The sequence below is a fragment of the Burkholderia sp. RS01 genome (genome assembly GCF_039748055.1).
In the GTDB taxonomy this organism is placed as follows: Bacteria; Actinomycetota; Actinomycetes; order Actinomycetales; family Micrococcaceae; genus Arthrobacter.
In genome coordinates this window covers 102,242-126,766 of record NZ_JBDLAK010000006.1, presented here as the reverse complement: position 1 = coordinate 126,766, position 24,525 = coordinate 102,242, and the positions used below count along the sequence as shown (strand labels likewise).

33 protein-coding genes are annotated in these 24,525 nt (G+C 66.9%); 19 read left to right on the top strand and 14 right to left on the bottom strand.

What is annotated here, in order from left to right:
* Nucleotides 1-63: 63 nt before the first annotated feature.
* The gene (locus tag ABFP37_RS07815) at nucleotides 64-498 is read right to left on the bottom strand and encodes a DoxX family protein (RefSeq protein WP_078028394.1); all 435 of its coding nucleotides are present in this window, start codon (nucleotides 496-498) and stop codon (nucleotides 64-66) included.
* A 135-nt stretch (nucleotides 499-633) separates the two neighbouring features.
* On the bottom strand, nucleotides 634-1,209 hold the full coding sequence (locus ABFP37_RS07810; protein ID WP_347033182.1) for an antibiotic biosynthesis monooxygenase: 576 nt from the start codon (nucleotides 1,207-1,209) through the stop codon (nucleotides 634-636).
* Nucleotides 1,210-1,286: 77 nt separating this feature from the next.
* Here ABFP37_RS07810 and ABFP37_RS07805 point away from each other — a divergent pair, with 77 nt between their 5' ends.
* The 3 genes from ABFP37_RS07805 to ABFP37_RS07795 all read left to right on the top strand — a co-directional run bounded on the left by ABFP37_RS07805 (nucleotide 1,287) and on the right by ABFP37_RS07795 (nucleotide 3,812).
* A complete protein-coding gene (locus ABFP37_RS07805) occupies nucleotides 1,287-2,639 on the top strand; it encodes an MATE family efflux transporter (protein WP_347033181.1) in 1,353 nt (450 codons plus the stop codon).
* Between the two features lie 111 nt (nucleotides 2,640-2,750).
* Nucleotides 2,751-3,338, top strand: coding sequence for a hypothetical protein (locus tag ABFP37_RS07800; RefSeq protein WP_347033180.1), 588 nt, complete (start codon nucleotides 2,751-2,753; stop codon nucleotides 3,336-3,338).
* Between the two features lie 162 nt (nucleotides 3,339-3,500).
* Complete coding sequence (locus tag ABFP37_RS07795) at nucleotides 3,501-3,812, top strand: hypothetical protein (protein ID WP_347033179.1); 312 nt, start codon at nucleotides 3,501-3,503, stop codon at nucleotides 3,810-3,812.
* Nucleotides 3,813-3,837: 25 nt separating this feature from the next.
* Here ABFP37_RS07795 and ABFP37_RS07790 read toward each other — a convergent pair whose 3' ends face one another.
* Nucleotides 3,838-4,380 carry a CGNR zinc finger domain-containing protein gene (locus ABFP37_RS07790; protein WP_347033178.1) on the bottom strand — a complete coding sequence of 181 codons (543 nt, stop codon included), beginning with the start codon at nucleotides 4,378-4,380 and terminating at the stop codon, nucleotides 3,838-3,840.
* Between the two features lie 71 nt (nucleotides 4,381-4,451).
* Here ABFP37_RS07790 and ABFP37_RS07785 point away from each other — a divergent pair, with 71 nt between their 5' ends.
* Nucleotides 4,452-5,564, top strand: coding sequence for an EamA family transporter (locus ABFP37_RS07785; RefSeq protein WP_347033177.1), 1,113 nt, complete (start codon nucleotides 4,452-4,454; stop codon nucleotides 5,562-5,564).
* 81 nt (nucleotides 5,565-5,645) lie between these two features.
* Here ABFP37_RS07785 and ABFP37_RS07780 read toward each other — a convergent pair whose 3' ends face one another.
* Entirely contained in the window at nucleotides 5,646-5,909 is a 264-nt protein-coding gene (locus ABFP37_RS07780) for a hypothetical protein (protein WP_078028387.1), read from the bottom strand.
* Nucleotides 5,910-6,121: 212 nt separating this feature from the next.
* Between ABFP37_RS07780 and ABFP37_RS07775 the strand changes: the two genes are divergently transcribed.
* Nucleotides 6,122-6,394 (top strand): DUF2277 domain-containing protein, encoded by a 273-nt coding sequence (locus ABFP37_RS07775; protein WP_078028386.1) that lies wholly within the window; start codon nucleotides 6,122-6,124, stop codon nucleotides 6,392-6,394.
* 24 nt (nucleotides 6,395-6,418) lie between these two features.
* Here ABFP37_RS07775 and ABFP37_RS07770 read toward each other — a convergent pair whose 3' ends face one another.
* The 4 genes from ABFP37_RS07770 to ABFP37_RS07755 all read right to left on the bottom strand — a co-directional run bounded on the left by ABFP37_RS07770 (nucleotide 6,419) and on the right by ABFP37_RS07755 (nucleotide 10,183).
* Entirely contained in the window at nucleotides 6,419-8,761 is a 2,343-nt protein-coding gene (locus ABFP37_RS07770; RefSeq protein WP_347033176.1) for a heavy metal translocating P-type ATPase, read from the bottom strand.
* A gap of 26 nt (nucleotides 8,762-8,787) precedes the next feature.
* A complete protein-coding gene (locus ABFP37_RS07765) occupies nucleotides 8,788-9,018 on the bottom strand; it encodes a heavy-metal-associated domain-containing protein (RefSeq protein ID WP_078028384.1) in 231 nt (76 codons plus the stop codon).
* A 60-nt stretch (nucleotides 9,019-9,078) separates the two neighbouring features.
* Nucleotides 9,079-9,426 (bottom strand): metal-sensitive transcriptional regulator, encoded by a 348-nt coding sequence (locus ABFP37_RS07760; RefSeq protein ID WP_078028466.1) that lies wholly within the window; start codon nucleotides 9,424-9,426, stop codon nucleotides 9,079-9,081.
* Between the two features lie 250 nt (nucleotides 9,427-9,676).
* Nucleotides 9,677-10,183 carry a universal stress protein gene (locus ABFP37_RS07755; protein ID WP_347033175.1) on the bottom strand — a complete coding sequence of 169 codons (507 nt, stop codon included), beginning with the start codon at nucleotides 10,181-10,183 and terminating at the stop codon, nucleotides 9,677-9,679.
* Between the two features lie 174 nt (nucleotides 10,184-10,357).
* Between ABFP37_RS07755 and ABFP37_RS07750 the strand changes: the two genes are divergently transcribed.
* The 7 genes from ABFP37_RS07750 to ABFP37_RS07720 all read left to right on the top strand — a co-directional run bounded on the left by ABFP37_RS07750 (nucleotide 10,358) and on the right by ABFP37_RS07720 (nucleotide 14,013).
* Nucleotides 10,358-10,558, top strand: a complete 201-nt coding sequence (locus ABFP37_RS07750) for a hypothetical protein (protein WP_078028382.1) — start codon at nucleotides 10,358-10,360, stop codon at nucleotides 10,556-10,558.
* A gap of 355 nt (nucleotides 10,559-10,913) precedes the next feature.
* Entirely contained in the window at nucleotides 10,914-11,075 is a 162-nt protein-coding gene (locus ABFP37_RS07745) for a hypothetical protein (RefSeq protein WP_260680957.1), read from the top strand.
* The gene (locus tag ABFP37_RS07740) at nucleotides 11,075-11,239 is read left to right on the top strand and encodes an FCD domain-containing protein (protein ID WP_260680958.1); all 165 of its coding nucleotides are present in this window, start codon (nucleotides 11,075-11,077) and stop codon (nucleotides 11,237-11,239) included. Before ABFP37_RS07745 ends, ABFP37_RS07740 begins: the two co-directional genes overlap by 1 nt.
* 122 nt (nucleotides 11,240-11,361) lie before the next feature.
* Nucleotides 11,362-11,928: a dihydrofolate reductase family protein gene (locus tag ABFP37_RS07735; RefSeq protein WP_078028380.1), complete on the top strand. Its 567-nt coding sequence runs from the start codon at nucleotides 11,362-11,364 to the stop codon at nucleotides 11,926-11,928.
* Nucleotides 11,929-12,016: 88 nt separating this feature from the next.
* Nucleotides 12,017-12,766 (top strand): GAF and ANTAR domain-containing protein, encoded by a 750-nt coding sequence (locus ABFP37_RS07730; RefSeq protein WP_078028465.1) that lies wholly within the window; start codon nucleotides 12,017-12,019, stop codon nucleotides 12,764-12,766.
* A gap of 140 nt (nucleotides 12,767-12,906) precedes the next feature.
* Entirely contained in the window at nucleotides 12,907-13,266 is a 360-nt protein-coding gene (locus ABFP37_RS07725; protein WP_347033174.1) for a cupin, read from the top strand.
* Nucleotides 13,267-13,389: 123 nt separating this feature from the next.
* A complete protein-coding gene (locus ABFP37_RS07720; RefSeq protein WP_347033173.1) occupies nucleotides 13,390-14,013 on the top strand; it encodes a PadR family transcriptional regulator in 624 nt (207 codons plus the stop codon).
* A gap of 98 nt (nucleotides 14,014-14,111) precedes the next feature.
* On the opposite strand, the gene ABFP37_RS07715 is transcribed toward ABFP37_RS07720, so the two are convergent.
* From ABFP37_RS07715 to ABFP37_RS07705, 3 genes are all read right to left on the bottom strand, one after another.
* A complete protein-coding gene (locus ABFP37_RS07715) occupies nucleotides 14,112-14,702 on the bottom strand; it encodes a dihydrofolate reductase family protein (protein ID WP_347033172.1) in 591 nt (196 codons plus the stop codon).
* A 150-nt stretch (nucleotides 14,703-14,852) separates the two neighbouring features.
* Nucleotides 14,853-15,149 carry a GNAT family protein gene (locus ABFP37_RS07710; RefSeq protein ID WP_078028376.1) on the bottom strand — a complete coding sequence of 99 codons (297 nt, stop codon included), beginning with the start codon at nucleotides 15,147-15,149 and terminating at the stop codon, nucleotides 14,853-14,855.
* Between the two features lie 104 nt (nucleotides 15,150-15,253).
* The gene (locus ABFP37_RS07705; RefSeq protein WP_078028375.1) at nucleotides 15,254-16,153 is read right to left on the bottom strand and encodes a helix-turn-helix transcriptional regulator; all 900 of its coding nucleotides are present in this window, start codon (nucleotides 16,151-16,153) and stop codon (nucleotides 15,254-15,256) included.
* Between the two features lie 210 nt (nucleotides 16,154-16,363).
* Between ABFP37_RS07705 and ABFP37_RS07700 the strand changes: the two genes are divergently transcribed.
* Nucleotides 16,364-17,596, top strand: coding sequence for a multidrug effflux MFS transporter (locus ABFP37_RS07700; RefSeq protein WP_078028374.1), 1,233 nt, complete (start codon nucleotides 16,364-16,366; stop codon nucleotides 17,594-17,596).
* A gap of 60 nt (nucleotides 17,597-17,656) precedes the next feature.
* Here ABFP37_RS07700 and ABFP37_RS07695 read toward each other — a convergent pair whose 3' ends face one another.
* On the bottom strand, nucleotides 17,657-18,853 hold the full coding sequence (locus ABFP37_RS07695) for an MFS transporter (protein ID WP_347033171.1): 1,197 nt from the start codon (nucleotides 18,851-18,853) through the stop codon (nucleotides 17,657-17,659).
* A gap of 131 nt (nucleotides 18,854-18,984) precedes the next feature.
* Here ABFP37_RS07695 and ABFP37_RS07690 point away from each other — a divergent pair, with 131 nt between their 5' ends.
* Nucleotides 18,985-19,362 (top strand): metalloregulator ArsR/SmtB family transcription factor, encoded by a 378-nt coding sequence (locus ABFP37_RS07690; RefSeq protein WP_347033170.1) that lies wholly within the window; start codon nucleotides 18,985-18,987, stop codon nucleotides 19,360-19,362.
* On the opposite strand, the gene ABFP37_RS07685 is transcribed toward ABFP37_RS07690, so the two are convergent.
* On the bottom strand, nucleotides 19,335-19,469 hold the full coding sequence (locus ABFP37_RS07685) for a hypothetical protein (RefSeq protein ID WP_347033169.1): 135 nt from the start codon (nucleotides 19,467-19,469) through the stop codon (nucleotides 19,335-19,337). The two genes, ABFP37_RS07690 and ABFP37_RS07685, sit on opposite strands and share 28 nt — an antisense overlap.
* Nucleotides 19,470-19,496: 27 nt before the next feature.
* Between ABFP37_RS07685 and ABFP37_RS07680 the strand changes: the two genes are divergently transcribed.
* The 4 genes from ABFP37_RS07680 (at nucleotide 19,497) to ABFP37_RS07665 (ending at nucleotide 22,319) form a co-directional block, all read left to right on the top strand.
* Entirely contained in the window at nucleotides 19,497-20,405 is a 909-nt protein-coding gene (locus tag ABFP37_RS07680) for a cation diffusion facilitator family transporter (protein ID WP_347033168.1), read from the top strand.
* A 144-nt stretch (nucleotides 20,406-20,549) separates the two neighbouring features.
* A complete protein-coding gene (locus ABFP37_RS07675) occupies nucleotides 20,550-20,831 on the top strand; it encodes a hypothetical protein (RefSeq protein ID WP_078028370.1) in 282 nt (93 codons plus the stop codon).
* Nucleotides 20,832-20,900: 69 nt separating this feature from the next.
* Complete coding sequence (locus ABFP37_RS07670) at nucleotides 20,901-22,022, top strand: glycosyl hydrolase (RefSeq protein WP_347033167.1); 1,122 nt, start codon at nucleotides 20,901-20,903, stop codon at nucleotides 22,020-22,022.
* A 9-nt stretch (nucleotides 22,023-22,031) separates the two neighbouring features.
* The gene (locus ABFP37_RS07665) at nucleotides 22,032-22,319 is read left to right on the top strand and encodes a MoaD/ThiS family protein (protein WP_078028368.1); all 288 of its coding nucleotides are present in this window, start codon (nucleotides 22,032-22,034) and stop codon (nucleotides 22,317-22,319) included.
* A 5-nt stretch (nucleotides 22,320-22,324) separates the two neighbouring features.
* Here ABFP37_RS07665 and ABFP37_RS07660 read toward each other — a convergent pair whose 3' ends face one another.
* On the bottom strand, nucleotides 22,325-22,561 hold the full coding sequence (locus ABFP37_RS07660; RefSeq protein ID WP_056623862.1) for a hypothetical protein: 237 nt from the start codon (nucleotides 22,559-22,561) through the stop codon (nucleotides 22,325-22,327).
* Nucleotides 22,562-22,773: 212 nt separating this feature from the next.
* Here ABFP37_RS07660 and ABFP37_RS07655 point away from each other — a divergent pair, with 212 nt between their 5' ends.
* On the top strand, nucleotides 22,774-24,522 hold the full coding sequence (locus tag ABFP37_RS07655) for an alpha-glucosidase (protein ID WP_078028367.1): 1,749 nt from the start codon (nucleotides 22,774-22,776) through the stop codon (nucleotides 24,520-24,522).
* Nucleotides 24,523-24,525: the final 3 nt, after the last annotated feature.

Below are 24,525 nucleotides of genomic sequence, written 5' to 3'. Positions count from 1 at the left end.
CGAAAAACGGCGGCCGCGCACGTGGGTGCGCGGCCGCCGTCGGGCCTTCCGTGAGGCGACGCCCTAGGCGAGGACGCTCAGCTTCGAGCCGGTGCGGCCGAAGAGGGCGCGGTCCACCGAGAGGCGGCCGGCTCCGGTGAGGGCGATGGCGAGGGCGGCGGCGGCCAGCAGCAGGACCAGCTCGTACCCGCCGTTGGCAGCGAAGACGCCAGCCGGAGCGTGCACCAGGAAGAAGGCGCCGAGCATGTCCAGTGCCAGCAGGGCGGCGAAGACCCGGGCGAGCACGCCGAGAATCAGGGCGATGCCGCCGGCCAGTTCGAGGGTGGCGATGACCGGGGCCGCGGCCTCGGCTGCAGGAACGCCCATCTTCGCGAAGGACGCCTGGGTGCCGGCGATGGTGAACTCGCTGAACTTCTGCCAGCCGTGCGCTGCGAAGAGGAATCCGACGATGACGCGCAGGACGGTCAGTGCTGTGGTGGTCAGGGTGGGCTGGTTCATGGAAATTTCGCCGTTCGTATTGGTTGCGTTCGGTCTTGGGAGCGGGCGATCGGATCGCCTGTTGCTTCCATTCCACTGTCCCGCACAGTTGGTTGAAGTGTCAACTAATTGTGACGGTTCGCACGGTACGGGTCCCTATGATCGCCTTTTCCGGAGCCATGGACCGAGCAACCTGGTGGCCGCCGGGAGGAAAATGTACGTCATGAGCGGGGTGAGGATGCAGGTGACCAGAAGCACCTGGAGCACCAGCGGCCAGTCCTGCGTCACAGGGTGCAGCAGGAAGTTGGCCAGCAGGCTGAGGGGAAAGAACGGCAGGAAGATGCTGACCATCTGTTTCCACCGCGGGGGCACCACGGTCTCCGGAACGGCGAGGTGGACATCGCCGGGCTGGGCGAACCAGCCTTCGATCCCGGTGCGGCGCTCCACCCGGGTGATCTCGACCAGGCCGGCGGCACTGTCGATCCACCAGCGGCGCTCCTCGGACTGCTCCCAGTCGTTGAGGAGGTCAGCGTCCGCGAAGCGGTACAGCATGTGCCATTCGTCGGAATCCGCTGCCGACCGGACCCACCCGGAGCCGAGGTAGCCGGGCCATTCGCGGGCCAGTTCCTGGCCGGCGTGTGCCCAGGCGCTGGCCTGGCGCGTGCGGCCCGGGAGGACAGTGCGGGCAATGGACACGGTCACGGGCTGTGGCAGCGATTCTGTGTGTTGCACTGCAGGAATATTACCGGGTCGGGTCATCGGGCCGGCCGCAGGGCGGCCCGCCCGTCACCGGCCGCTAGGCTGAAACGGTGCCCCACTCACCTTCCACCGCGGTTCCGGCCGTGAAATCGAAGAGCCACGCCCGCGAAATCCTGCGCCTTGCGGTCCCCGCGTTCGGTGCCCTGATCGCGGAGCCGCTGTTCCTGCTCGCCGATTCCGCGATCGTAGGCCACCTGGGGGTTGCCCAGCTGGCCGGTGTCGGGCTCGCCTCGGCCCTGCTGCATACGGCTGTCGGCCTGATGGTGTTCCTGGCCTACTCCACCACCCCCGCCGTGGCGCGCGCGATCGGCGACGGACAGTTCGCCAAGGCCCTGGCCGCCGGACGCGACGGCGTGTGGCTGGCCCTCGTGCTCGGGACCGTCCTCGCGGCGGCGGGCTTCGTCGCCGCGGAACCGCTGGTGGGACTGATGGGCGCCGCCGGCGAGGTCCGTTCCTTCGCGGTGGACTATCTGCGCTGGTCCATGCCCGGGCTGGTGGCCATGCTGCTGATCTTCGCCGGCACGGGGGTGCTCCGGGGACTCCAGGACACCAGGACACCGCTGGTGGTGGCCACGGCCGGGTTCGCCCTGAATATCGCACTGAACCTCATGCTGGTCTACGGCCTGGGCTGGTCCGTCACGGGCTCCGCGGTCGGAACCAGCATCGCGCAGTGGGCCATGGCGGCCGTCTATCTCCTGATAGTGCAGCGAAATGCGCGCAGCCACGGCGTTTCGCTCCTGCCTGACTGGCGCGGGATCCGCGCCATGACGAAGGTGGGTTCGTGGCTGATGCTCCGGACCCTGAGCCTCCGGGTTGCCATCCTGGCCACCGTCCTGGTGGTCACGGCCCAGGGTGCCGTGAACCTCGCTGCGCACCAGCTGGCCATGACCGTCTTTACCTTCCTTGCGTTTGCGCTGGACGCCCTTGCCATCGCCGCGCAGGCGCTCATCGGGAGGGAGTTGGGGGCCTCCAACCCGGAGAAGGCCCGGCTGCTGACCCGGACCATGATCCGCTGGGGCACCGGCTTTGGCGTGGTGACGGGCGTGCTGCTCGCCGCGGCAGCCCCGTTCGCCGGCGCGTTGTTCACTTCCGACGCCGGTGTCCAGTCACTTCTCGCGTCTGCCCTGCTGGTGCTGGCGGCAGGGCAGCCCATTGCGGGGTACGTGTTCGTCCTGGACGGCGTGTTGATCGGGGCCGGTGATGCCAGATATTTGGCGATTGCCGGCGTCGTGAATCTCGCCGTTTACCTGCCGATGCTCCTGGCGGTTCCGCTCTGGGGACCGGGCGGCGCCGCGGCGCTGGTCTGGGTCTGGGTGGCGTTCTCGCTGGGCTACATGCTGGCCCGGGCCATGACGCTGGGGCTCAGGGCACGCACGGACCGCTGGATGGTGCTCGGCTCCTGATGCGGGTCCTCGCGGCCGCCGGGGACAGGCCGGCCCGGGCTGGGGCCGGTCTGAAGGACCGGCTGCCGGTGCCGGCTTCGACGAAACGGGCGGGCGAACTAAACTGGACCGGTGACTTCCCCCGTGAACCCCGTTGAAGCCTCCGCGCCCGCCCACCAGGCGGAACTGTGGAAGCCCGTGCTGCTGCGCGCCGCCGCCGCACTGGCGTTCGGCGCCGTGACCGTGTTCTGGGCGGCTCCCTCCGAAGCGGGGATGAGCTGGGCGGGAGGGGCATACCTCCTGGCAACCGGCGCCGTCCTGCTCTGGGGCATCCCGCTGACCGGCTTCCGTCGCGACGCGGCTCCCGGCCGGCCCATGTCCGCAGCGGCGTCGGTCCTCACTGGCGCAGGTGTCAGCGTCCTGATCCTGCAGGGCAGCCTGCTGTTCGCCGTTATCGCCGCTTTGGGCCTCGCCGCCGTGGCCGCTGCCGAACTTTATGCAGGCATCAGGTTCAGGGGACGTCATGTCCTGGCGCGGGACTGGCTCGCCTCGGGTGTCGTTGGCCTCGGAACGGCCGCTGCCCTGCCGTTCTTCACACCCCTAGGCCCGCACGCGCTGCTGGGCGTTGCCGGCGGCGGAGCCATCATCTCCGGCGTGCTCTGGATCCTGGCAGGTCTTTCGCTCAGGCATGATGCGCGGACGCCCGCCGCAAGGCCGTAAACTAGAACGTAAGGGTTCTACTCCCTGTAGAACAATGGCAGTAGGCCAATCACATCACAACGGGCGGGCCGCATCCATGCCGCCCGCATTGGAGGAAGCACTGTGGCACACCAGAAACCAGGAGAACCGCGGAACCTGCGGACCTCGGTTAAGGGACCCCTGATGTTCTCCGCGTTTTGGGCTGTGGTGGCATTTGTCGCAGTGCTGATCTTCGCCTCCGGCGGCAGCTCGCGCGCTCCCCGCTTCGACCTCGCCTTCACGGGCGCGGGCATTGCCTTCATTGTCACCCTGGTCATCGCGGCCATGCTGTCCATGAGCTACAAGGACAACGCCGAGCACCTCGGGAAGGGCTCCGGCGTTAACCTCAGCTCGGCCAAGAAGCCGTCGCACGGCCTTGGCGGACACGGCCAGAAGCCGGGTCCCGTTGCGCCGCGTCCCTCGGACGACTCAAGTCCCGACGGCGGCGCCTCCTAGCAGCGAAACCTCGGGGCTGTTGCCCCTAGCCAGCCGCGCGGCGCGCCCGATAGGCCGCCACATGGGCGCGGTTGGCGCAGTTTCCCGTGTCGCAATACCTCTTGGACCGGTTCCGGCTGAGGTCCAGCACCACCGCGTTGCAGTCATCGGCCGCACACACCAGCATCCGGTCCATTTCCTTGCTGCGGATCACGTCCACCAGGGCCATGGCTGCCTCCGTTCCCATTCTGTCCGCCAGCGGCGCTTCGCGGGTGGTGGCATGGAGGTGCCAGTCCCACTGGTCGTGCTTCAGGAGCTGGGGAAGGGCATGGGCTTCGCGCAGCAGCCGGTTCACGCCGGCCACGGCCGTATCCTCGTCCGCGGTCCACAGGGCAGCAAGGTCTGACCGCAGCGCGTGCACGCTGGCTAGCTCCGAGGCGTCCCGTGTGCGGGATCCGGTGAATCCCTCCGCCCGGAGGAACTCGTCCAGGTCCGCCACAGTGGCCAGCTTTTCCTCGCCGTTGGCTGCGCTGTTGATGAGGCGCACCACGGTCCGCAGCGCCACCTCCGTGTCAGGGGCAAAAACCATCTTGACTCCTTACAGTGCCGCGGCGTAATGTCATTACCAACACCCCACTTTACTCCTGACAGGAGGCAGCCGTGCCTGCATCCAGCAATCGCGCCAAAATGCCGCAGCCGGCGTCGCCCGCAGCATGGGCTGCTACCGCGACATCCGCCACGGCGCCGTCCCCGTCGTCGGCACCTGTTTCGGCGGCTGGTCCGGCCCGCCCCGCGGCGTCGGGGTTCCTGGCCTCGGGCCTGGGCATTGCCCTGTTTTCCTCAGCCGTCTTCGGCCTCTCCGGGTCCTTCGCCAAGGCTCTCCTGGAAACCGGCTGGACCCCGGGTGCCGCCGTCACCGCCCGGCTGACGGGCGCCGCGCTCATCCTGGCCATCCCTGCGATCCCCGCGCTGCGCGGACGGTGGCACCAGCTGCGGGATAACTGGGTGACCATCGTGCTGTTCGGCCTGATCGGCGTGGCGGCCTGCCAGCTGTTCTACTTCAACGCGGTGGCCCGGCTGTCGGTCGGTGTGGCACTGCTCCTGGAGTACCTCGCCCCGGTGCTGATCGTGCTGTGGATGTGGGCGGCGAGCCGGAAGCGGCCGCGCCCGCTGACCATCGCCGGAACGCTCCTGTCGCTGGGCGGGCTGGTCCTGGTGCTCGACCTGACGGGCGCCGTCAAGATCGATTTCGTCGGGGTGCTCTGGGGCATTGCCGCCGCAGTCTGCCTCGCCATCTATTTCTTCATCACGGCCAAGGAAAACGACACCCTTCCGCCCATCGTCCTGGCCTCCGGAGGGCTTATGGTGGGCGCCGCGATCATGTGGCTGGCCGCCGCCACGGGCCTGCTGCCCATGGCCTTCAGTACGGCTGACACGAAACTGGGGCCCTGGGCCATGCCGTGGTGGGTTTCCCTCGGCGGGCTGGTGGTGCTGGCCACCGTGCTGGCCTACGTCTCCGGAATCATGGCCGCGCGAGCCCTGGGATCGAAAGTGGCGTCCTTCGTGTCGCTGACCGAGGTGCTGTTTGCCGTGCTCTGGGCGTGGCTGCTGCTGGGCGAACTGCCGGGCGCCATCCAGCTCCTCGGCGGGATGCTGATCGTGGGCGGGGTCGTGCTGGTCCGGCTGGACGAACTCAAGGGACTCGAGCCGCGGACCGGCCCCGGCACTCCCTCGCCGCTCAACCACGCAAACGCCGTCGAACCCGTTCCGTAAGCGGAAGCCTCCAAGCGGGGCAAGGGGTTAAACGCCAGGAGGGCCGGACGCGTGCGTCCGGCCCCCCTGTGATTGCCTGCCCTAGCGGGAAGTTTCCTCCTGCTGCTGTGCGTTGCGGGAGGCCTGCCGGCCGGCCTCCTCGAGCGCCTGGGCGATCTTGGCAAGCTGCGCGGCGTGCGTGCTGTGCCACTCCCTGCGGAACTTGTCCGCGTCCGGGCCCTTCCAGTCGGTGCTCTCCAGCGCCTTGGTCAGCGCGGACTTCTGCTTTTCGATTTCAGACGAACCCGACTGAAGCTTGGTGCCCAGTGCCTTGAGCTGGGTAATGTCTGCACCCCAAATAGCCATTCGATCTCTCCTTTAGTCAACGGACCCGATCCAGTCGGCATCCCCAGCGGCCTCCGGCTCGTCCGGAAGATCCATTACCTACAAGCTATCCTCCGGCACGAAACAGTGTCGATGGGCACCGCTCCCCATGTAGCCCTCCCCATGGTTTCGGCGCCCTCGCGAAGCGTGGCCGGAGGGTCGATCCCAGGCGGTCCAGAGCCTAGCATGGGGGTATGTGCCGGAACATCCGAACCCTCCACAACTACGAACCGCACGCCACCTCCGAGGAGGTCTACGCCGCGGCCCTGCAGTACGTGCGCAAGATCAGCGGCAGCACCAAGCCCTCCAAGGCCAACGAGGAGGCGTTTGAACGCGCCGTGCATGAGGTGGCGCACGCAACGCAGCACCTGCTCGAGGCCCTCGTGACGCACGCGCCGGCGAAGGACCGCGCAGAGGAAGCGGCGAAGGCCAGGGCCAGGGCGGCCGTGCGCTTCGGTGCGGCCTGATACGGCTGCCTGCCGCGCCGGCGCCTAGCTGGGCGGCTGCGTCGTTGCTGTGCCGAAGCGGCGCAGCCGGAGCGAATTGGCCACCACCAGTACGGAGCTTGCGGCCATGGCCACGCCGGCGATCATCGGATTGAGCAGGCCCAGCGCGGCCACCGGGATCCCCACCGCGTTGTAGAAGAACGCCCAGAACAGGTTGGTCTTGATGGTGGCCAGCGTGCGGCGTGACAGTTCGATCGCCGTTGCCACGTGCCCGAGGTCGTTGCCCATGACCGTCAGGTCCGCCGCCTCGATGGCGACGTCCGTTCCGGAGCCCATTGCGATCCCCAGATCCGCCTGCGCCAGGGCGGCGGCGTCGTTCACGCCGTCGCCGGCCATGGCCACCGTTGCGCCGGCTGTCTGCAGCCGGCGGACGGCGTCCACCTTGCCTTCGGGAAGCACGCCCGCGAACACGTCCCCGGCGGGAATTCCGACGGCGGCCGCCACCTGGGCGGCCACTGCGGCGTTGTCGCCGGTCAGTAGCATGGGCCGCAGCCCCAGGGATTTCAGCCGGGCCACTGCCGCCGCCGATCCCGGCTTGAGGGTGTCCCGCAGGGCGACGATGCCCGCAGCCTCGCCGTCCACGGCAACCCAGATGGCCGTGGCGCCCGAGTCCTCCGCGGAACGCAGTGCCTCGAGCTGCCCGGGCAGGGGGCTGACGCCACCGTCCTGCAGCCACCCGGTCCGGCCGGCAGCCACCAGCCGCCCCTCCACGGTTCCCACGACGCCCCCGCCCGGAGCGGAACGGAAGCCGACGACGGCGGGAAGGCCGCCGTCGTCGTCCGTGCGGCCGGTGACGGGCACCGCGGCCCCGGCGGCAGCGGCGATCGCGTGGGCGATCGGGTGCTCGGACGCTGCCTCGACCGCGCCGGCCAGCCGCAGGACGTCCGCCTCGCTGAACGGTGGGAAAGCAACGGTGGAATCGACGGAAAGTTGCCCGCTGGTGACCGTGCCGGTCTTGTCCAGCAGGATGGTGTCCACAGTGCGGGTGTCCTCGAGGACCTGCGGGCCCCTGATGAGGATGCCCAGCTGGGCGCCGCGCCCGGTTCCGGTCAGGAGTCCCACCGGAGTGGCCAGGCCGAGGGCGCACGGGCAGGCAATCACCAGCACGGCCACCGCTGCCGTGAACGCCGACCGGAGCTCGGGTCCGCTGATGTCCGGGCCGGCAGCCAGCAGCCAGGCGGCAAAAGTCAAGACGGCAATCGCCAGGACGATCGGGACGAAGACGGCGCTGATCCGGTCCGCCAGCCGCGCGATCGGCGCCTTTCCGGTCTGTGCCTCGGCCACGAGCCGGCCCATCTGGGCCAGCGTTGTCTCCGCGCCGACCCGGGTGGCGCGGACCAGGAGCCGGCCGGCGGTGTTGATGGTGGCGCCCGTGATCGGGCTGCCGGGACCCACCTCAACGGGCACGGATTCGCCCGTCACGAGCGAGGCGTCGACGGCGGAGGAACCGCTGATCACGACGCCGTCGGTGGCGATCTTCTCACCCGGGCGCACGACGACGACGTCGCCCACGGCAAGCTGATCGGCGGGGACCTTGACCTCGGCGCCGTTGACCAGCACGGTAGCGTCCTTGGCGCCGAGGTTCAGCAGCGCCTTCAGGGCGTCCCCGGCCTTGGCCTTGGCGTTCGCCTCGAGGAACCGGCCAAGCAGCAGGAAAGTGGTGACGACCGCGGCGACCTCGAAGTACAGGCCGCCGGCGCCCGCGCCGTCCATCTGCTCCATGCCGGGATGCTCGGTCAGGCCCGGATCGGCAAACAGCTGCCAGGCCGAAAAGACGTACGCGGCAATCACGCCCAGGGACACCAGCGTGTCCATCGTGGAGGTGAGGTGGCGGGCATGGATGGCCGCCGCCCGGTGGAAGGGCCACGCGGCCCAGCTGACGACCGGCAGGGCCAGGGCTCCGGCCGCCCAGCCCCAGTTGGGGAACTGGAACGCCGCGAACATCGAGATGAGGAACACCGGGACCGTCAGGACGGCCGCGACAATCAGGCGCGGCCTCAGCACCGCTGCCGTGCCGCCGTGCTGCATGTGGTCTTCGTGGCCTTCGGCGTCGCCTGGTGGCATGTCCGGTGCGGCGGGGTGCAGGGCGGGTCTGATCCGCGCTTTGTAGCCTGCTGCTGCTACCTGGTCGGTGATCTGTTGGTCGGTGATTCCGGCCGGGACCATCACGTGGGCTGATTCCAGGGGGAGGTTGACCGTGGCCTGGACGCCGTCGAGCTTGCCGAGCTTCTTTTCCACCCGGTTCACGCAGGACGCGCAGGTCATGCCCTCGATGTCGAGTTCGACCGCCCGCCCGGCGGCGCGCCCTGGAAGATGCTCGGTGCTCATCGTTGTTCCTGCCCTGTCATGCCGGCTCACGCTTCGTTGGCCACCACAAGGTAGCCTGCTTCGGCCACTGCCTCGCCGATCTCGGACGGCGAGAGCTCCTGGGTGGACGTGATGGTGACCGTGGAGACCCCGCCGGCATTGAGATCGACCGCGATCTCCTCTACGCCGGCCAGCGATTCGAGCTCTTCACTGACGGCCGACACGCAGTGCCCGCAGGTCATTCCGGAGACGTGGACGGTGGTGGAAATGGTGCTCATGGCTGGCTCCTGGTTCAGCGCTGACGGGGTGGGTCAGCGGAGTGGGTGGTGGGTTTGCCGTTAGCGCAGCAGCCGCCCGATTGCGTCTGCTGCCTCCTTCACTTTGATGTCGATCGCCTCGGCGCGCAGGGCGGGGTCCGGTTCGGAGGCCGCCCCGACGACGCAATGGCCGATGTGTTCCTCCACGAGGCCCAGGCTCACGGCGTGTAATGCCTTGGTGACGGCTGAGACCTGCGTCAGGATGTCGATGCAGTACTTGTCTTCCTCCACCATCCGGGCGATACCCCGGACCTGGCCCTCGATCCGCCGGAGCCTTCGCAGGTAGGCGTCTTTGTCCGCGGTGTAGCCGTGCTGGGGCGGCGACTCTCCGATCGCTGCCCCCGGGGCCTGGTCTTCGGGAATACTCATGTCGTCAACGTATACCCCTAGGGGGTATCTGTCAACGCCCTCCGGGCCTCGCGGGTGGCAGGAGGGCATTAAAAAGCTCCGGAGTGCGTTATTGGGGGATACGCACTCCGGAGCAGTCTTTGGGGCAGGCTTTTGATTGGCCGGCGCTCACCAGCTTACTTGCCGGTAACGATGTTTGCCACCACCTCGAATAACTACTTTCACTTTACTTTCCCGGGCCGGATTTCCGCGGGTTTTCATCGCTGCCGCGTCACCCGGGCCGGTCCTCGTGGGCGGCCATCCTGAACGGCACCACCAGCACGGGACGGCTCTGGTGGTGCGTGAGCCAGGCTGCGACCGAGCCGTTGAGGACCTCTGTCAGGCGATGGCCGAAGCCCCGCTCGGGGGTACCAACGATGATCATGGGTGCGTTGACCTCGGCCGCGAGCCGTCCGAGGGCGCGGGCCGGATCGCCAGCGAGTGTCCGGAGCATCCATTCGGGGGACGTGTTCCGTACGGCGGAGCCGATCGTGGACTTAAGGTCATTCGTCAGGGACCGGATGTCGTCGTCGTCCTTGTCCGGATGGAGCGAGAGGCGGTGGGCGGAACGTGCCGGGTCCCACTCCACGAGGTAGCTTGCCTCGTCCACGTAGGCGCAAAGCAGCGGGACGGAGAGCTTCTGGGCCAGGGCGGCGGCTGTCTGGAGGACCTCGGGATGCTGGCCGGGCACTACTCCGACGAGCAGGGGAGGGGGGCCGCTGAAGCGCTCTGGAGACATACTTCATTGTGTGCCCGGCGCCTGATGAATAACCAGAGTTCGCCCGGGGCCGGGCATTCTGCCGGCGGTTTCGTGCGTGGCCGCCGGCGGCCCAAATGGTGCTGGACAGGTGCCGATTTCCCTTGAATCCGGCGGACGGCGGGCCTAGCGTTGAGACGTAGAGAGGCGGCAGGCATGCAGATATACATGTGGTGGCTGGATCTGGACCTGAAAAGCAAGGAGTGGCTGCGGGAAAACCTTCGGACCGCGGAGCTCCCGCTGTTCGTGATGCAGGGTATCGCCGAAGCAGGCGGGCCGCATCCGGACACCCCCCTGGCTGTTCTGACCGAAGCCGAATGGGATTTCATCGAGACCCAATCAGAGTTCGTGGACTGACGGCGTCTCCCATATCGAATCAGGCACCCTCGGCTCAGGGCGGACGACGGGCAGTTCATCCCAGTGCGTGGCGTAGCGGGGTGAGCGCATGCCACGCTTCATACTCCAGTCAACGCCGCTCTTCAGCCCTGCGAAACCGAGCCCCGAAGCGCCCTAAATTCCTGCCCGAGCGGCCATAGCCGCACGCTCTGTCGCACGATTTGGGGCGTCGGCCAGTCAGGCTCGCAATCTGGCGGACGCACCCGGACCTAGAGCGAAGCCGACCAAGGGTCACCGGGGCGGTCCGACGGAGCTTCTTCGGCCACCGTTGGGGACTTCACCTGTCAGTTTCTGAAGTCGTCCGCATCATGGCAGCGTGCCGTCGTGTGACCGCATGGAGGAAATCGCCCGCAACCAACACGACGGATACCGGGCCGAGATCGCCGAACTCAACCACGAACTCCACCTGCTCATCTTCGAATCAGCAGCCTCCCGAGGCTGTTTAATATCGCCAAGGACCTCGCCCTTGCACCGCTGATGTCCGGATCGTTCCAGTACTACGCCCCCGACGAACTAAACCGGAGCCTCCAGGACCACCGGCTCATCGTCGACGCTATCACCCAGCGCGACGACAACCGTGCCCGCGCCTTGATGGAAGGCCACCTCCGCACCTCCTACGCCGCCCTCACCCGCAGACGCTGACAGCGTCAAAAGCTACTCCGTAAGGTACCGATAGTTCCGTTCTGTTGCGCGTTGTTCGGGAGTGCTTCACTGAAACGTACGACGGCGGCCACGCCGCCTTTCGCCGCCACCGGAGGTGCTTGATGCGCAAGATCATCCTCATGATGTCGGTTTCCTTGGACGGATTCTTCGAGACGGCCGACCGGGACATCAGCTGGCACCTGGTGGATGACGAACTCCTCCGCCACTTGAACGAGCGGTTCCGGACGATGGGAGCCTTCATGTTCGGGCGCGTCACCCATGAGCTGATGGCAGATTACTGGCCCACGGCCGACCAGGTTCCGGGCAGCTCGGCGCCCATGCTCGAGTTCGCCGGGATCTGGCGCGACATGCCCAAGTTCGTTTTTTCGCGGACCCTCACGCAGGCGGGCTGGAATACCACGGTGATTCACGACGTCGTGCCCGAACAAATTGCGGAACTGAAGGCGCGGCCCGGCGGCGACATCGCCCTTAGCGGCGCCAATTTGGCCTCCACTTTCATGCGGCACGGCCTGATCGACGAATTTCGCATTCTCGTCCATCCCGTGGTCCTGGGGCAGGGCCGGCCGCTGTTCGAGGCCCCTGATGTCCGAATGGACCTCAGGCTCGAGGAGACGCGGACGTTCGGCAACGGCGTGGTTTTGCTCCACTACTCGAACGACGGCGCCTAAGGGGCTCACCCGGGCAGTACCGGCCGTGGCGCCGCCCCGTTACTCGGAGCAGTTGTGGGAGGGCCGTGATAGGGCTTAACTTTTGGGCATGCCCAACTCGCCGGAACACGAACTCATGATTGAGCTTCAGGACCTGATTATCGGTACGGAAACGGTCGCCGATTTCCTCAGCGGCCTCTCGATCGTGGCCGCGGCCACCATCGGCCGCAGTCTGGGGACGCCGGTGGAGTGCGGCGTCACGCTCAAGCGTCAAAGAGGGACGACGACGGTAGGAGGAAGCAGCGCCCGGGCAATCCTTCTGGACAAGATCGAGCAGCGCATAGGCCAAGGCCCCTGCATCGAGGCACTTCGGATCAAGGCCCCTGTCCTCCTGAACGATGTCCGCACAGATCCGCGGTGGCCCGCCTATCAGGAACAGTTGATCGCGGAAGACTGCTTGGGCGTCCTTGGTGTGCCGCTGGAACTGAATGAGGACTCGGCCGCGGCGCTGAACTTCTTTGCGAAGTCACCCGGTGTCTTCACCGAAGCGATCGTCCGGGAAGCCGCAGGGTTCGCCGACATCGCCGGCGGCGCCGTACGGCTAGCCGTGAAAGTCGGAACGGCGCAAGACGCAGCCCAGGACCTGCAGGCTGCGATGCGCAGCCGCACCGCGATAGACCTCGCCTGCGGCATCATCATGGCGCAAAACGGCTGCACGCAGGCCGAAGCCATGGAGATTTTGGTCAAAGTCTCAAGCCACCGGAACCAGAAGCTCCGTGACATCACGGAAGAGATGATCGTCAAGATCTCCGGCGTCAAGCCCACTACCCACTTCGACGGGCACCAAGCACGGCCGTAGGGCACCGCGGACGCCAACTGGCGCAGCCCGGAGAGCCCGCTCGTAGGCGCGTCATCGGGCAGAAGAGTGCGCGCATCTGCAGACCTCGCATACTCTGTGTATACATTGCCGGCCCGGCGGTGGAGGCTGAAGGAGATGCAATGCGCAAACCAGAGCTGGAGTTCCACGAACCCCCCGCTGACTGGCAGAAGACGAACGGCGATGCTGAACGCGGAATTTGGGAGCAGATCCTCGCCACGGACCCTCTTAGCGGAGATTCGACCTTACTCCAACGCTATGAGCCCGGTGCTGACACCATAGCCAGCGGAGTGATCGTCCACGACTACTGGGAGGAGGTCATCATCCTCTCGGGGGAACTCACCGATGTGACCCTCGGGAAGACTTTTACGCCCGGTATGTACGCATGCCGTCCACCTGGCATGCCCCACGGACCCTACCGAAGCGGCGGGGGCTGCAGCATGCTCGTCATTGTCCGGCCGGAGTCAGAGCCAAGCATGTGAGATCTGGCAAATGCCTGGCCGGCGCGTCAGTTGTCCTACTCTTCCGCTCTTGACCGGCGATACTCAGCGATATATCGTTAACTATCGCCGAACGATCGGCGATCACGAGGCGACTCACTGAGAGTGAAGGACGATGCCGCTATGAAAGGCATTCACGACAACAAATTGACAGATGGCGGACCGCTGTTCGGACGCTTCGGGCGGAGTCGGAGCCATCGTGGGCCGCACGGCCACGGCGGCTTCGGGCCAGGCCGCGGATTCGGGCCCGGTTTTGGGCCTGGGTTTGGACCGGGCTTTGGTCCTGGTGGCTCGCGGCGGGCCAGCAGGGGCGATGTCCGTGCGGCAATTCTGTCCCTTCTGGCCGAATCACCCTCCAACGGGTACGGACTGATCAAAACCATTGCGGAGAAAACCTCCGGAGCGTGGCGCCCCAGCCCGGGCTCGGTTTACCCGACACTCCAGCAACTCGTCGATGAAGATCTCATCGCACCCGTAGGAGAAGGCCGGCGCACGGAGTTCACGCTCACGGATGCGGGGAGGGCGTATGTGGCTGACCACGCCGAAGAACTGGACAACGCGTGGAACACCGATCCGCAGGGAACCGGTCCCGCGTTTCACCAGAGCGTGGCAAAGCTCATGGGAGTTATCCACCAATTCCGCTTCGCGGCAACCGAGGAACAACGCAATGCCGCGATGGAAAAGATCGATGAGACCCGCCGCGCGCTTTATCACATCCTCGCCGACTAAACCCCCGTCATTCCGGCTTCAATCCGGCGGGACTTCATAGTTCCCAGAATCTGTATCGGCCAGGAGCTCATCTGCCGCCGGCCATCGGGCGTCAGATTTCAGCGGATTACCCGATAGCGCACGTGGGTGACTAGGCCGGTGCCGCTCACTTCCGTGGGCTCAAGCTTGAGGTCCGCGACGCCGTCCAACAGCCGCTCGCCGGCTCCCAGGACGATGGGCGCGATGTGGAGCCGCAGCTCGTCAATCAGCCCCGCCGAAAGGTATTGCCGGACAGTCTGTGCTCCGCCGGCAATGGCCACGTCCTTGCTGCCGGCGGCCCCACGCGCCTGGGCCAGCGCTGATTCGATCCCGTCAGTCACGAAGTTGAAGGTGGTGCCGCCCTGCATCTCCAAGGGCCCGCGTGGATGGTGGGTGAGAACGAACACGGGTGCGTGATAGGGCGGTTCCTCACCCCACCATCCCCGCCAGTCCTCATCCCACGTCCCGGGCCCCGCGAACATGTTCCGTCCCATGATGTAGGCGCCGGCCGCGAGGATGCCTTCGAGCTCGGCGGCGTTGGCTTCGGGTTCTTCGAACTGCCACCTGTGCAGGAGCTCCCCGCCCTCGCCCAGGGGTTCCGTCAGGCTTTGGTTCGGACCGGCGGCGAATCCGTCGAGGGAGATAGTCAGATCGCACGTGACGCGGCTCATGCGCCCATCATGCCACCACTCGGCGGTTCGGGTCCGGTTGAGCGTTCAGTAGTTGTCGCCGTCGATTTCCGGGAGCTATTCGCTCACAGTGATCTCCCGGCCCGTCGGTTTCCCCGAGCCTCGTTCGAGAGCTAAACCGCAAACGGCCGTTCAATCCTGCGCCAGGTTGCCCGTGTCGGCCGCAGGAACGCGGGAGTACACATACATGTCCTTTCGCCGTCCGTCGACTTCTAGCCAACGTCGCAGCAGCCCTTCGCGCATGAAACCACTTCGCTGTGCCGTTCGCCATGAGCCTTCGTTCAACTGCTCGACATAAAGCTCCAGCCGGTGAATGCCGGGCTGGGTAAAAGCCCATAATGACAGTGCGCTCAGCGCGCTGCGAGCGGCGCCTTTTTGCCTGTGGCTTGAAGCGATCCAGTAGCCGATACTCACCCGCCCGTGGCTCATGTTTTTCAATCAGAGACCGATCTGACCGACTGCCTGGTCAGTTGCTGCATCAGCAATGGCGAATGAGTATCCGGACCTATCTGCAAGCTACCAATGGCCCCGGTTCAGGGGCGATGGACCCTTTGTGGCTGGGGTGCGTCCGCGAGGTCTTGGATTCGTTCAGTGGCGGCCCAGCTGGCGAGCATGCGGAGGCGTTCATCGGATGGGGATCCGGGCACGGCCGGGTAGACGGTGAGGGTGAAGCCGGGGTCCTCGGCGAGCTCCATGGCTTCGTAGGCGAGTTCGAGCTCGCCTACGACGGGGTGCCGGAAAATCTTGGTCCCGGCGTAGTGGCGCCGGACATTGTGGGCGGCCCAACGCGTCCGGAATTCTTCGCTGCGCATGGACAGCTCTCCGACGAGATCGGCCAGGCGCTTGTCAAAGGGGTTGCGCCCGCTCTGCGTCCGGAGGATGGCGACGTTGGTATTGGCCGCCAGGTCCCAGTTGGGGTAGAAGTCCCGGGCTTTGGGATCCAGGAAAATGAACCGGGAGTGGTTGGCGGGCCGTGCCGCGCCGCGGTACATCTCCGAGTACAGGGCAAAACCAAGCTGGTTGGCGGCCACGATGTCCATGTGGTGGTTGCCGATGAAGGCCGGCGAACCCGTGATGGAGTCGAGCATGAACTGGAGCGTCGGGCGGACTGCCCCGCTTTGGAGGGGGCGCCGCTGGGCTTTGCCGGACGGGCCGGATGCGCGGGCAAGGTTGTAGAGGTGGTCCCGTTCGGCCTCGTCGAGGCTCAGCGCCCGCGCGATGGCATCGAGGACACTTTCGGAGGTCCCGGCCAGGTTCCCGCGCTCAAGCTTGGTGTAGTAGTCCACGCTGACGCCGGCGAGCATCGCAACCTCTTCACGGCGCAGGCCGGGGACCCGGCGGCGTCCGCCAAAGAGCGTCAGCCCGGCCATTTCGGGGGTGATTTTGGCGCGTCTTGAGGCGAGAAATTCGCGCACTGCCAACCTGTTGTCCACTCATCCACGCTACCCCGGAGCACCGCACCCTAGGGAGGTACTGCCAGAACCCGGATACGCAGAGCCCTCGCTAGGACCGGCGCGCCCCTGTTGCATTGAACATGAACCCCCCACATCCTCCGCCGCACCCGCCCCGGCCGTCCCAACCCGGCCGCCGCATGACCCCCAAAATATGACGCCCAGAAACATGACCCCGAGAAGGGAGCCAGCGTGACAGTCATCAAGACCCCGGTGCCCGCACGTGAGCAGACCGTCGGCCGCCCGCTGGCGGTTGTGCTTGGCCTGCTGACAATCTTCGGCCCGATTTCCATGGACCTCTACCTGCCTGTTCTTCCGGCCCTTACCGTTGAGCTTCAAAGCACGACGTCGGTTGCCCAGCTGACGATTACTGCCTGCCTGCTGGGCCTGGCCATAGGCCAGGTCATCGCAGGGCCGCTTTCGGACCGCTTCGGCCGCCGAACGCCGCTGCTGATCGGGGTCAGCGCATACGCCCTGACATCGGCCTTGTGTGCACTCAGTCCGACCGTGGAAACACTCGTCATCGCGAGGTTCGTCCAGGGCCTGGCCGGTGCCGTAGGCATAGTGATCGCCCAGGCTGCCGGCCGCGACGTCTACTCGGGCGGCACGCTGCTTCGTTACTACGGCCGGCTCACTGTGCTCGGAGGACTGGCGGCGATCATCGGCCCGGTCATCGGCGGGCAGCTCGCAACGGTCACGGACTGGCGCGGAGTCTTCGTTTTCCTTGCGGCCGTTGGCATCGCCATCCTGGCGGCATCGTTGGTGATCTTCCACGAAACCCTGCCGGCCAACAGGCGCGTTGCCGGCGGGTTCTCCCATGCCCTCAACGGCTTCCGCCGACTCCTCGCCGACCGGGTGTTCGCCGGAGCGGTCCTCATCACCGGCTTCACCTACTCCGCGATATTCTCCTACCTGAGCGGGGCAACTTACATTCTCCAAGGCATGTATCGACTCTCCCCGCAGGGCTACTCGTTAGCTTTCGGCCTGAATTCCCTAGGCTTCATGGTCTTCGGGTTCATCGCCGGCCGCCTGGCTGAACGGTGGTCCGAACGTGGCACGCTCACCGTCGGCCTGATGATGACATCCGCCGGCGCCCTGGGGCTGCTTGCGACGGCACTCCTGCACCTGCCTCTGGCCGCCATCGTCCTGTCCCTGTTCACGATGGTCAGCGGCGTGGCCGTTACCAGCCCGCCGGCCACGTCACTCGCACTCAAGGACTACCCGGACATCGCCGGGACAGCCTCCTCACTCCTGGGACTGGCCCGTTTTGCTTTCGGCGGCATCGCCGCACCCCTCGTGGGCATCGGCGGCGCCAACGATGCTGTTCCCTTCGGCATCGTCGCAACTGTTTCCGCAGCAGCGGCAGCCCTGTGCCTTGGACTGGTCAGCGGGCGGCGCCAAGACCGTGGCGGCACGCCAGTGTGAAACCCCGACGCCGGTCCGGCCACCCAGTCGGCGGACCCACCCAAGCAAGGCTCGGATGGGCTAGCCGCGTTTCCGGCTGCTCGGAGATTCGGCATCGGTAGGGTTTTTGGTGAGGCGGGGCACGCTGGCGGCTGCTACCAGGAGGGCCAGGGCTCCGAGGCCAAAGGGCAACGCGCTGGCAGTGGCGATTCCTCCGACGAGAAGCGGGCCTCCGGCGTCGCCGAGTTCCCTTCCCAGTTCGGCCGAACCCATGGTCCGGCCCATTCGTTCCGGCGGTGTGGTGTCGGCCAGATGGGCAAAACCCAGGGGCGTCGCGGCGCCCACGCCGGCGCCGATTGCGGCGGCCGAGATGAACAAGGCGACCGGCCCGGGCGCCAGCGCGATGAGGGCCACGCCGCTGGCGGTGAGCAGGAGGCCGGCGGTCATTCCGTGGCCGTCGCTGATGCGCTGCTGGTCGCGCATCTTGCCGATTCTCGGCTGCACCAGGAGTGCGGCCATCGCCAGGACGCTTACTGTCGCGGTTCCTGCGAGCGGGCCCAGCCCGTGTTGGGTGGCCAGCGCGGGAAGGAAGCCGATCGCGGCCCCCATTGCGCCCGTCGACGCCGCGAGCACCAACGTGGGGACGAGGAAGCGACGTTCGGTGACCTGGCGTGCCAGGTCAAGGACCGTGTAGCGCTGGCGCGGAAGGGGTTCCAGGTGGGGGACGCGGAGAAAGACCCAGAGGGCCGCCGCTGCCGCCAGCCCGGAGAGCGCGGCAAAGAGCAAGGCGAACCCGCCGGCGAGGATCAGCCCCGCCCCAAGGAGCGGCCCGATCACGTAGCCAAGGCTCTTCCAGGATCCGTACCGGCCGAAGTAGGTGCCGGCGCTTTTCCCTCCGGCGATCCGTGCCACCATGGCCGACGCTGCCGGGGAGAACGCCGATGCCGCCGCGCCCTGCCCGAGGCGCGCCAGCCCCAGCATGAGGGGATCGCTGCCCCACAGGCCCGGGAGGGAGAGTACGGCGAAGGCCAGGAGACCGCCGACGATGACGGGCTTGGTGCCGATTCTGTCGCTCAGTGCGCCGAAGACGGGTTTGAGGAACACTTCCGAGATGTCATAGGCAGCCAGCAGGACGCCCAGAGTCAGCAGTGTTAGGCCGATGTTCGCGCTCTGGGCACCCATGCCCGCGGCAACGCTGTGGGCGCCGAAGGCTGTCACGAACCCTGCCGCGTACAGCGGTGCGGAGGGCGGGCGGATGTCCGGCAGGGCGGGGCTCATGAGTGGACCTCCCGGTAGGCGTATGCGGCGAAACTTCCAGGGCCGCAGCGCAACGGGTCAGCCCGTCCTAACCGGACCCTGCAGTCAGGAGAATCTTGCTAGGACGCGGGAGTTTATGCAACTATTTGCGTATGAATGCAGATACGCAGCCTTGCGCGCTTGGGCCCGACAGCCAGTATGTGGAGCTGGCAGTCGAGGTTTTCGCCATGCTGGCGGACGCCACCCGAGTCAGGCTGATCCTTGCCCTTCGTGATGGCGAGCTGCCGGTGAATGCGCTGGCCGAGAAAGCCGGAAAGTCCGCGGCTGCCGTGTCCCAGCATCTGGCCAAAATGCGCCTGGCCCGCATGGTTTCCACCCGGCAGGAGGGCACGAAGGTTTACTACCGGCTCGCCGATGGTCACGCCTGGCAGCTTGTTGCCGACGCCATCCATCAGGCCGAGCATGCCTTAGGAACGGCTCCGCATCATGGTGCCGCACCACATCATGTTCCCGGGGCGGGCCGGGCATGAACCGGCCCCCACAGCGCCACGAACCGCCCGTACGTCCCCACCCGCATGACGATCCCGCTGCGGATGGCGGACACCGTCACGGCCATCACGGCCACGGCCGCAGCCATGTCCACGCCACAGGGTTCAAAGGGTGGGTGCAGGAACTCTTCGTCCCGCACTCCCACGATTCGGCGGACTCCGTCGACGAAGCCATGGAGTCCAGCGCGGAAGGCATCCGCGCGGTCAAAGTCTCGTTGCTCGGACTCGGCGCCACGTCGCTCTTCCAGCTGGCCATCGTCCTGATCAGCGGGTCCGTCGCGCTGCTGGCCGACACCGTGCACAACTTTTCCGACGCCCTGACCGCAGTCCCTCTGTGGATCGCCTTCCTGCTCGGCCGCCGTGCCGCCACTCGGACTTACACCTTTGGCTTCGGCCGCGCCGAGGACCTGGCGGGATTGTTCATCGTGGCCATGATCGCCCTGTCCGCCGTGATTGCCGCCGTCGAGTCCGTCCATCGTTTCTTTGCCCCGCAGCCAATCCAGAACCTGGGCTGGGTGCTGGGCGCAGGAATTGTCGGCTTCGCCGGCAACGAGCTCGTGGCGATCTACCGGATCCGGGTCGGACGGAAAATCGGCTCCGCCGCCCTGGTGGCCGACGGGATCCACGCCCGGACCGATGGCTTTACCTCCCTGGCCGTGGTCGCCGGCGTCGTCGGCACCTGGCTTGGCTTCCCCTTGGCCGATCCGGTCGTCGGCCTGCTCATCTCCGTTGCCATCGCCATCCTGCTCCGGGGAACCGTCCGGGACATCGGGCGCAGACTCATGGACGGCGTCAACCCGGCACTCACTGACAGACTCGCCGAAATCGTGCGGCGGCTTGCCCCAGACGGCTCCACGTCACGGCTGCGGTGGTCCGGCCACAGGCTGCACGCGGAAATCAGCATTCCGGCCGGCGGCTGCGGCGATCTTGCCGAACTGGCGGCGCTGGCCGCGGACCTCAAGCACGCCGCACAGCACGCCTTGCCGAATATCGGATCGGTGGCGGTCGTTCCCCGGTTCGATTAGACCGGTTCGGTAGACTGCTCGATCTGGCCGCTTCGTGGTTGCGTTCATCACACGCCGCTGTGGCGCCGCGGCGGTTCGGTCCTCCGGTCGCATACTGGACTCACCGGGAGGCGGCGGGCGCACGGGCAGGCAGGAGGAGCAGGCATGAAAACCCTGATGGCAGTGGTGCGGAACGAGTACTTTCCCGCGGCTGCGGTGCTGGTGGTGGTCGTGCTCTTTTGGACGGCGGGACTGTTCGGCGGCCTGTCATTGCTCAGCACGAGCCAGCCGCCCATCGCCACGCTGTTCTGGCTGTTGTTCGTCTACGCGGTGGCCGTCCTGTCGCCGCTGGCTGGGCTGTTCGCTGCGGCTGACCTGGTCCGAAGGTGGTGGCGGAACCGCCGCGCTGCCAAGATCGGGACGGGCGCGGCACGCCACGACCGGTGACCGGACCCGGCCCGGCCTCCCGCACCCAAACCATTGCGGCCTCCCCGCCGTAGTGGTTGCATGGGGTGCATGGCTACCCCTGAGAGTTACGTCCTAGCAATCGGGACCAAGAAAGGCCTCTGGCTGGCGACCAGCCAGGACCGGAAGCAATGGTCCTTCACCGGCCCGCACTTCCTGATGAGCGAGATCCCGAGCATCGGCATCGACACGCGCGACGGCCGCACCCGAATCATGGTGGGCGTCAGGTCGGAACACTGGGGCCCCACCGTTGCCCATTCGGATGACCTCGGCGCTTCGTGGACCGAACCGGAACAAGGCGCGATCAAATTCCCCGACGGCACCGACGCCGCCGTGGAACGCATCTGGCAGATCTACCCCGACGCCGAGTCCCGCCCCGGAGTGGTGTGGGCCGGGGCCGAGCCGATTTCGGTCTGGAAGTCCACCGACGGCGGCGAGCACTTCGAGCTGAACCGCGGGCTCTGGGACCACCCGCACCGCAGCGAATGGGGCGCCGGATACGGCGGCGCCGCCGCGCACTCGATCGTGGTCAACCCGTCCGGGGACAACGTGCACGTCGCGATGAGCACCGGCGGAGTGTACCGCTCGCTCGACGGCGGGTCGTCCTGGGAGCCGCGGAACAAGGGTATTTCCGCCTACTTCATGCCCGATCCCAACCCGGAATTCGGCCAGTGCGTGCACAAGATAGCGGCGGACGCCGCCGTCGAAGGCCGCCTCTACGCGCAAAATCACCACGGCGTCTACCGCAGTGATGACAATGCCGAGAACTGGGAGTCAATCGCGGAGGGGTTGCCCGCCGATTTCGGTTTCGTGATGCTGACGCATCCGCGGCGGGCGGGCACGGCCTGGGTGATTCCGCTCAAGGCCGACGGCGAGCGGATTCCCCCCGAGGGAAAGCTCGCGGTGCACCGGACGGATGACGCCGGCGGCAGTTGGAAGCGCCTGGACGCCGGACTGCCGCAGTTAGAATACAACGCCGTGCTCCGTGACGCGGCCGCGGTGGATTCTGCCGAACCCGCCGGGGTGTACTTCGGAACACGCGGCGGCTCGGTCTATGCCAGCGCTGACGAAGGCGAATCGTTTGCCGAGGTGGCGTCCCACCTGCCGGACGTCCTGTGCGTGCGCGCCGCCGTGGTTGCCGATGCACGGGTCGCAGCTACGGCTTCCGCGTGAGGATCCGCGGTGGCTGAGATCAGCGTGGTGCTCCCCAGCGTCCTCCAGCCGCTCGCCGGCGGGCAGTCCTACCTGACTGCGCCCGCCGACGGGACGGTGACTGTGGGCTGGTTGCTGGATTCCGTGACCGGGGATTACCCGGTGCTCGCCAGGAGGCTGCGGGACGAAACGGGTGCCCTCCGCCGCTACGTGAATATTTACGTGAACGGTGACGAGGTCCGGCGTCTCCAGGGCCTGGATACGGAGGTCGCTGCCGGCCAGGAAGTGCTGATCATTCAGTCCGTGGCCGGGGGATAGCTGGCTCAGGCGACGCGCCAAACGCTGCACTCGTCCGTATTGATGGCCTTCCGCATGCCCGTGTGATGATCCATGATCCAGACGACGCCGATGCCCGGCGCTGTCTCCTGGACGCTGCCGCGGCGGATGATGACGTCGTCGTAGCTGGGCCCCACCGAGAGGCGGGCTTCGATCTCGTCCCCGCGGTGGAGCTGGTCCAGGGCGCGGACCCGGGTTATGTGGGCTTTGGCTTCCTTCAACATGGCGTGGCCTCCTGAGCTGGAGCTGGTGCCTGCAATTGCCGGCACTTCCAGTGTGGCGCCGGAATGTTGCGCCCTGGTTTCCTGCCCGTTAGCACCCGGTTAGTTTTCCGCGCCGGGCCGGTTTCGGCCCGGCATTGACCGCCGAATCATCTGCCGTGAGACTTTCAATGGGCTTGCACCCCGCCACGGCCGCCTACCAGGAGGAACCAGCAATGACCATCCAGGAATCCGAAGCAGAAGCAGCCTTCAGGGCGGGCAGGGAATGGTTCAAGAGTGCGGTAGTCTACCAGATCTACCCCCGCAGCTTCGCTGATTCGGACGGTGACGGCGTCGGCGACCTCCGCGGGATCATCGGCCGGCTCGACTACCTGCAGACGCTGGGCGTCGACGTCGTCTGGCTGTCCCCGGTATACCGCTCGCCGCAGGACGACAACGGTTACGACATCAGCGACTACCGGGACATCGATCCGGTCTTCGGGGACCTGGAAACCCTGGACGAACTCCTGGACGGACTGCATGCACGCGGCATGAAGCTCGTGATGGACCTGGTGGTCAACCACACCTCGGACGAGCACCCGTGGTTCGTGGAATCCCGCTCGGGCAAGGACAACCCGAAACGGGACTGGTACTGGTGGCGGCCGCCGCGGGAGGGGGCCGAACCGGGCGCGCCGGGTGCGGAGCCGAACAACTGGGGTTCCGCGTTCTCCGGGCCGGCCTGGGAATACGACGCCGCCTCCGGGGAGTACTACCTCCACCTCTTCTCGCGGAAGCAGCCGGACCTCAACTGGGAGAACCCGGACGTCCGTGCCGCCATCTACGACATGATGAACTGGTGGCTCGACAGGGGAGTGGACGGCTTCCGGATGGACGTCATCAACTTCATTTCCAAGGTTGAGTCACTCCCGGACGGCCCCCGCGCTGACGGCATGCTGTACGGCGACGGCGGCCCCCACTTCATCTGCGGGCCGCGCATCCATGAGTTCCTGCAGGAGATGCACCAGGAGGTCTTCGCCGGCCGGGACAAGGACCTGCTCACCGTGGGCGAGATGCCCGGCGTGACCGTGGAGGACGCCGCGCTGTTCACCGACCCCCGGCGCCGGGAAGTGGACATGGTGTTCCAGTTCGAGCACGTGGCCCTGGACCAGGAGGGCGGCAACAAGTGGCGGCCCAAGAAGCTGCTGCTGACGGATCTGAAGAAATCCCTCGGCCGCTGGCAGGAGGCGCTGGCAGAGCGCGGCTGGAACAGCCTGTACTGGGGGAACCACGACCAGGCCCGCGCGGTGTCCCGCTTCGGCGACGACGGCCACTACCGCGAGCTGTCAGCCAAGATGCTGGCCGCTGTCCTGCATCTGCACCGCGGCACGCCGTACGTGTACCAGGGCGAGGAACTGGGCATGACCAACATGGCGTTCGGCGCCATCAGCGACTACCGCGACATCGAGGTCCTCAACCACCACCGCGAGGCCACCACCCACCTGGGCCACACGGACGCCGACGTCCTCGCCGCCCTGGCGCCGCTGAACCGCGACAACGCGCGCACGCCGGTCCAGTGGGACGCCAGCCGCCACGCGGGCTTCACCACGGGGGCCCCGTGGATCGCGGTCAATCCGAACGCGAACGCCATCAACGCCGCCGCGCAGGTGGACGACCCCCAGTCCGTCTTCAGCTTCTACCGCGAGGTCATCGCCCTGCGCCACGCGGACCCCGTGGTGGCCTACGGAGACTTCACCATGCTGCTGCCCGACGACGAACACGTCTACGCGTTCCGGCGCTCGCTTCCGGACGCGGAGATGCTGGTCCTGGGAAACTTTTCCGGCGCGGAGCAGTCTGCCGGCACCGGGAACTCTGCCGGAATCGAAAGATCCTGGGGCGACGCCGAGCAGGTGCTGGGGAACTACCCGCCGCAGGCCGGCCTGCAGCTGCGTCCGTGGGAAGTGAAGGTGTTCCGCCGGAGCCTGTAGCGA

Bases quoted from the DNA above. Each gene is read 5' to 3' on its own strand.
- ABFP37_RS07815 (WP_078028394.1), bottom strand. From the start codon at position 498: ATGAACCAGCCCACCCTGACCACCACAGCACTGACCGTCCTGCGCGTC.
- ABFP37_RS07795 (WP_347033179.1), top strand. From the start codon at position 3,501: ATGTTCTCCGCGTTTTGGGCTGTGGTGGCATTTGTCGCAGTGCTGATC.
- ABFP37_RS07790 (WP_347033178.1), bottom strand. From the start codon at position 4,380: ATGGTTTTTGCCCCTGACACGGAGGTGGCGCTGCGGACCGTGGTGCGC.
- ABFP37_RS07780 (WP_078028387.1), bottom strand. From the start codon at position 5,909: ATGGCTATTTGGGGTGCAGACATTACCCAGCTCAAGGCACTGGGCACC.
- ABFP37_RS07775 (WP_078028386.1), top strand. From the start codon at position 6,122: ATGTGCCGGAACATCCGAACCCTCCACAACTACGAACCGCACGCCACC.
- ABFP37_RS07770 (WP_347033176.1), bottom strand. From the start codon at position 8,761: ATGAGCACCGAGCATCTTCCAGGGCGCGCCGCCGGGCGGGCGGTCGAA.
- ABFP37_RS07765 (WP_078028384.1), bottom strand. From the start codon at position 9,018: ATGAGCACCATTTCCACCACCGTCCACGTCTCCGGAATGACCTGCGGG.
- ABFP37_RS07760 (WP_078028466.1), bottom strand. From the start codon at position 9,426: ATGAGTATTCCCGAAGACCAGGCCCCGGGGGCAGCGATCGGAGAGTCG.
- ABFP37_RS07755 (WP_347033175.1), bottom strand. From the start codon at position 10,183: ATGTCTCCAGAGCGCTTCAGCGGCCCCCCTCCCCTGCTCGTCGGAGTA.
- ABFP37_RS07750 (WP_078028382.1), top strand. From the start codon at position 10,358: ATGCAGATATACATGTGGTGGCTGGATCTGGACCTGAAAAGCAAGGAG.
- ABFP37_RS07740 (WP_260680958.1), top strand. From the start codon at position 11,075: ATGTCCGGATCGTTCCAGTACTACGCCCCCGACGAACTAAACCGGAGC.
- ABFP37_RS07735 (WP_078028380.1), top strand. From the start codon at position 11,362: ATGCGCAAGATCATCCTCATGATGTCGGTTTCCTTGGACGGATTCTTC.
- ABFP37_RS07730 (WP_078028465.1), top strand. From the start codon at position 12,017: ATGCCCAACTCGCCGGAACACGAACTCATGATTGAGCTTCAGGACCTG.
- ABFP37_RS07725 (WP_347033174.1), top strand. From the start codon at position 12,907: ATGCGCAAACCAGAGCTGGAGTTCCACGAACCCCCCGCTGACTGGCAG.
- ABFP37_RS07715 (WP_347033172.1), bottom strand. From the start codon at position 14,702: ATGAGCCGCGTCACGTGCGATCTGACTATCTCCCTCGACGGATTCGCC.
- ABFP37_RS07710 (WP_078028376.1), bottom strand. From the start codon at position 15,149: ATGAGCCACGGGCGGGTGAGTATCGGCTACTGGATCGCTTCAAGCCAC.
- ABFP37_RS07695 (WP_347033171.1), bottom strand. From the start codon at position 18,853: ATGAGCCCCGCCCTGCCGGACATCCGCCCGCCCTCCGCACCGCTGTAC.
- ABFP37_RS07690 (WP_347033170.1), top strand. From the start codon at position 18,985: ATGAATGCAGATACGCAGCCTTGCGCGCTTGGGCCCGACAGCCAGTAT.
- ABFP37_RS07685 (WP_347033169.1), bottom strand. From the start codon at position 19,469: ATGGCTGCGGCCGTGGCCGTGATGGCCGTGACGGTGTCCGCCATCCGC.
- ABFP37_RS07675 (WP_078028370.1), top strand. From the start codon at position 20,550: ATGAAAACCCTGATGGCAGTGGTGCGGAACGAGTACTTTCCCGCGGCT.
- ABFP37_RS07670 (WP_347033167.1), top strand. From the start codon at position 20,901: ATGGCTACCCCTGAGAGTTACGTCCTAGCAATCGGGACCAAGAAAGGC.
- ABFP37_RS07660 (WP_056623862.1), bottom strand. From the start codon at position 22,561: ATGTTGAAGGAAGCCAAAGCCCACATAACCCGGGTCCGCGCCCTGGAC.
- ABFP37_RS07655 (WP_078028367.1), top strand. From the start codon at position 22,774: ATGACCATCCAGGAATCCGAAGCAGAAGCAGCCTTCAGGGCGGGCAGG.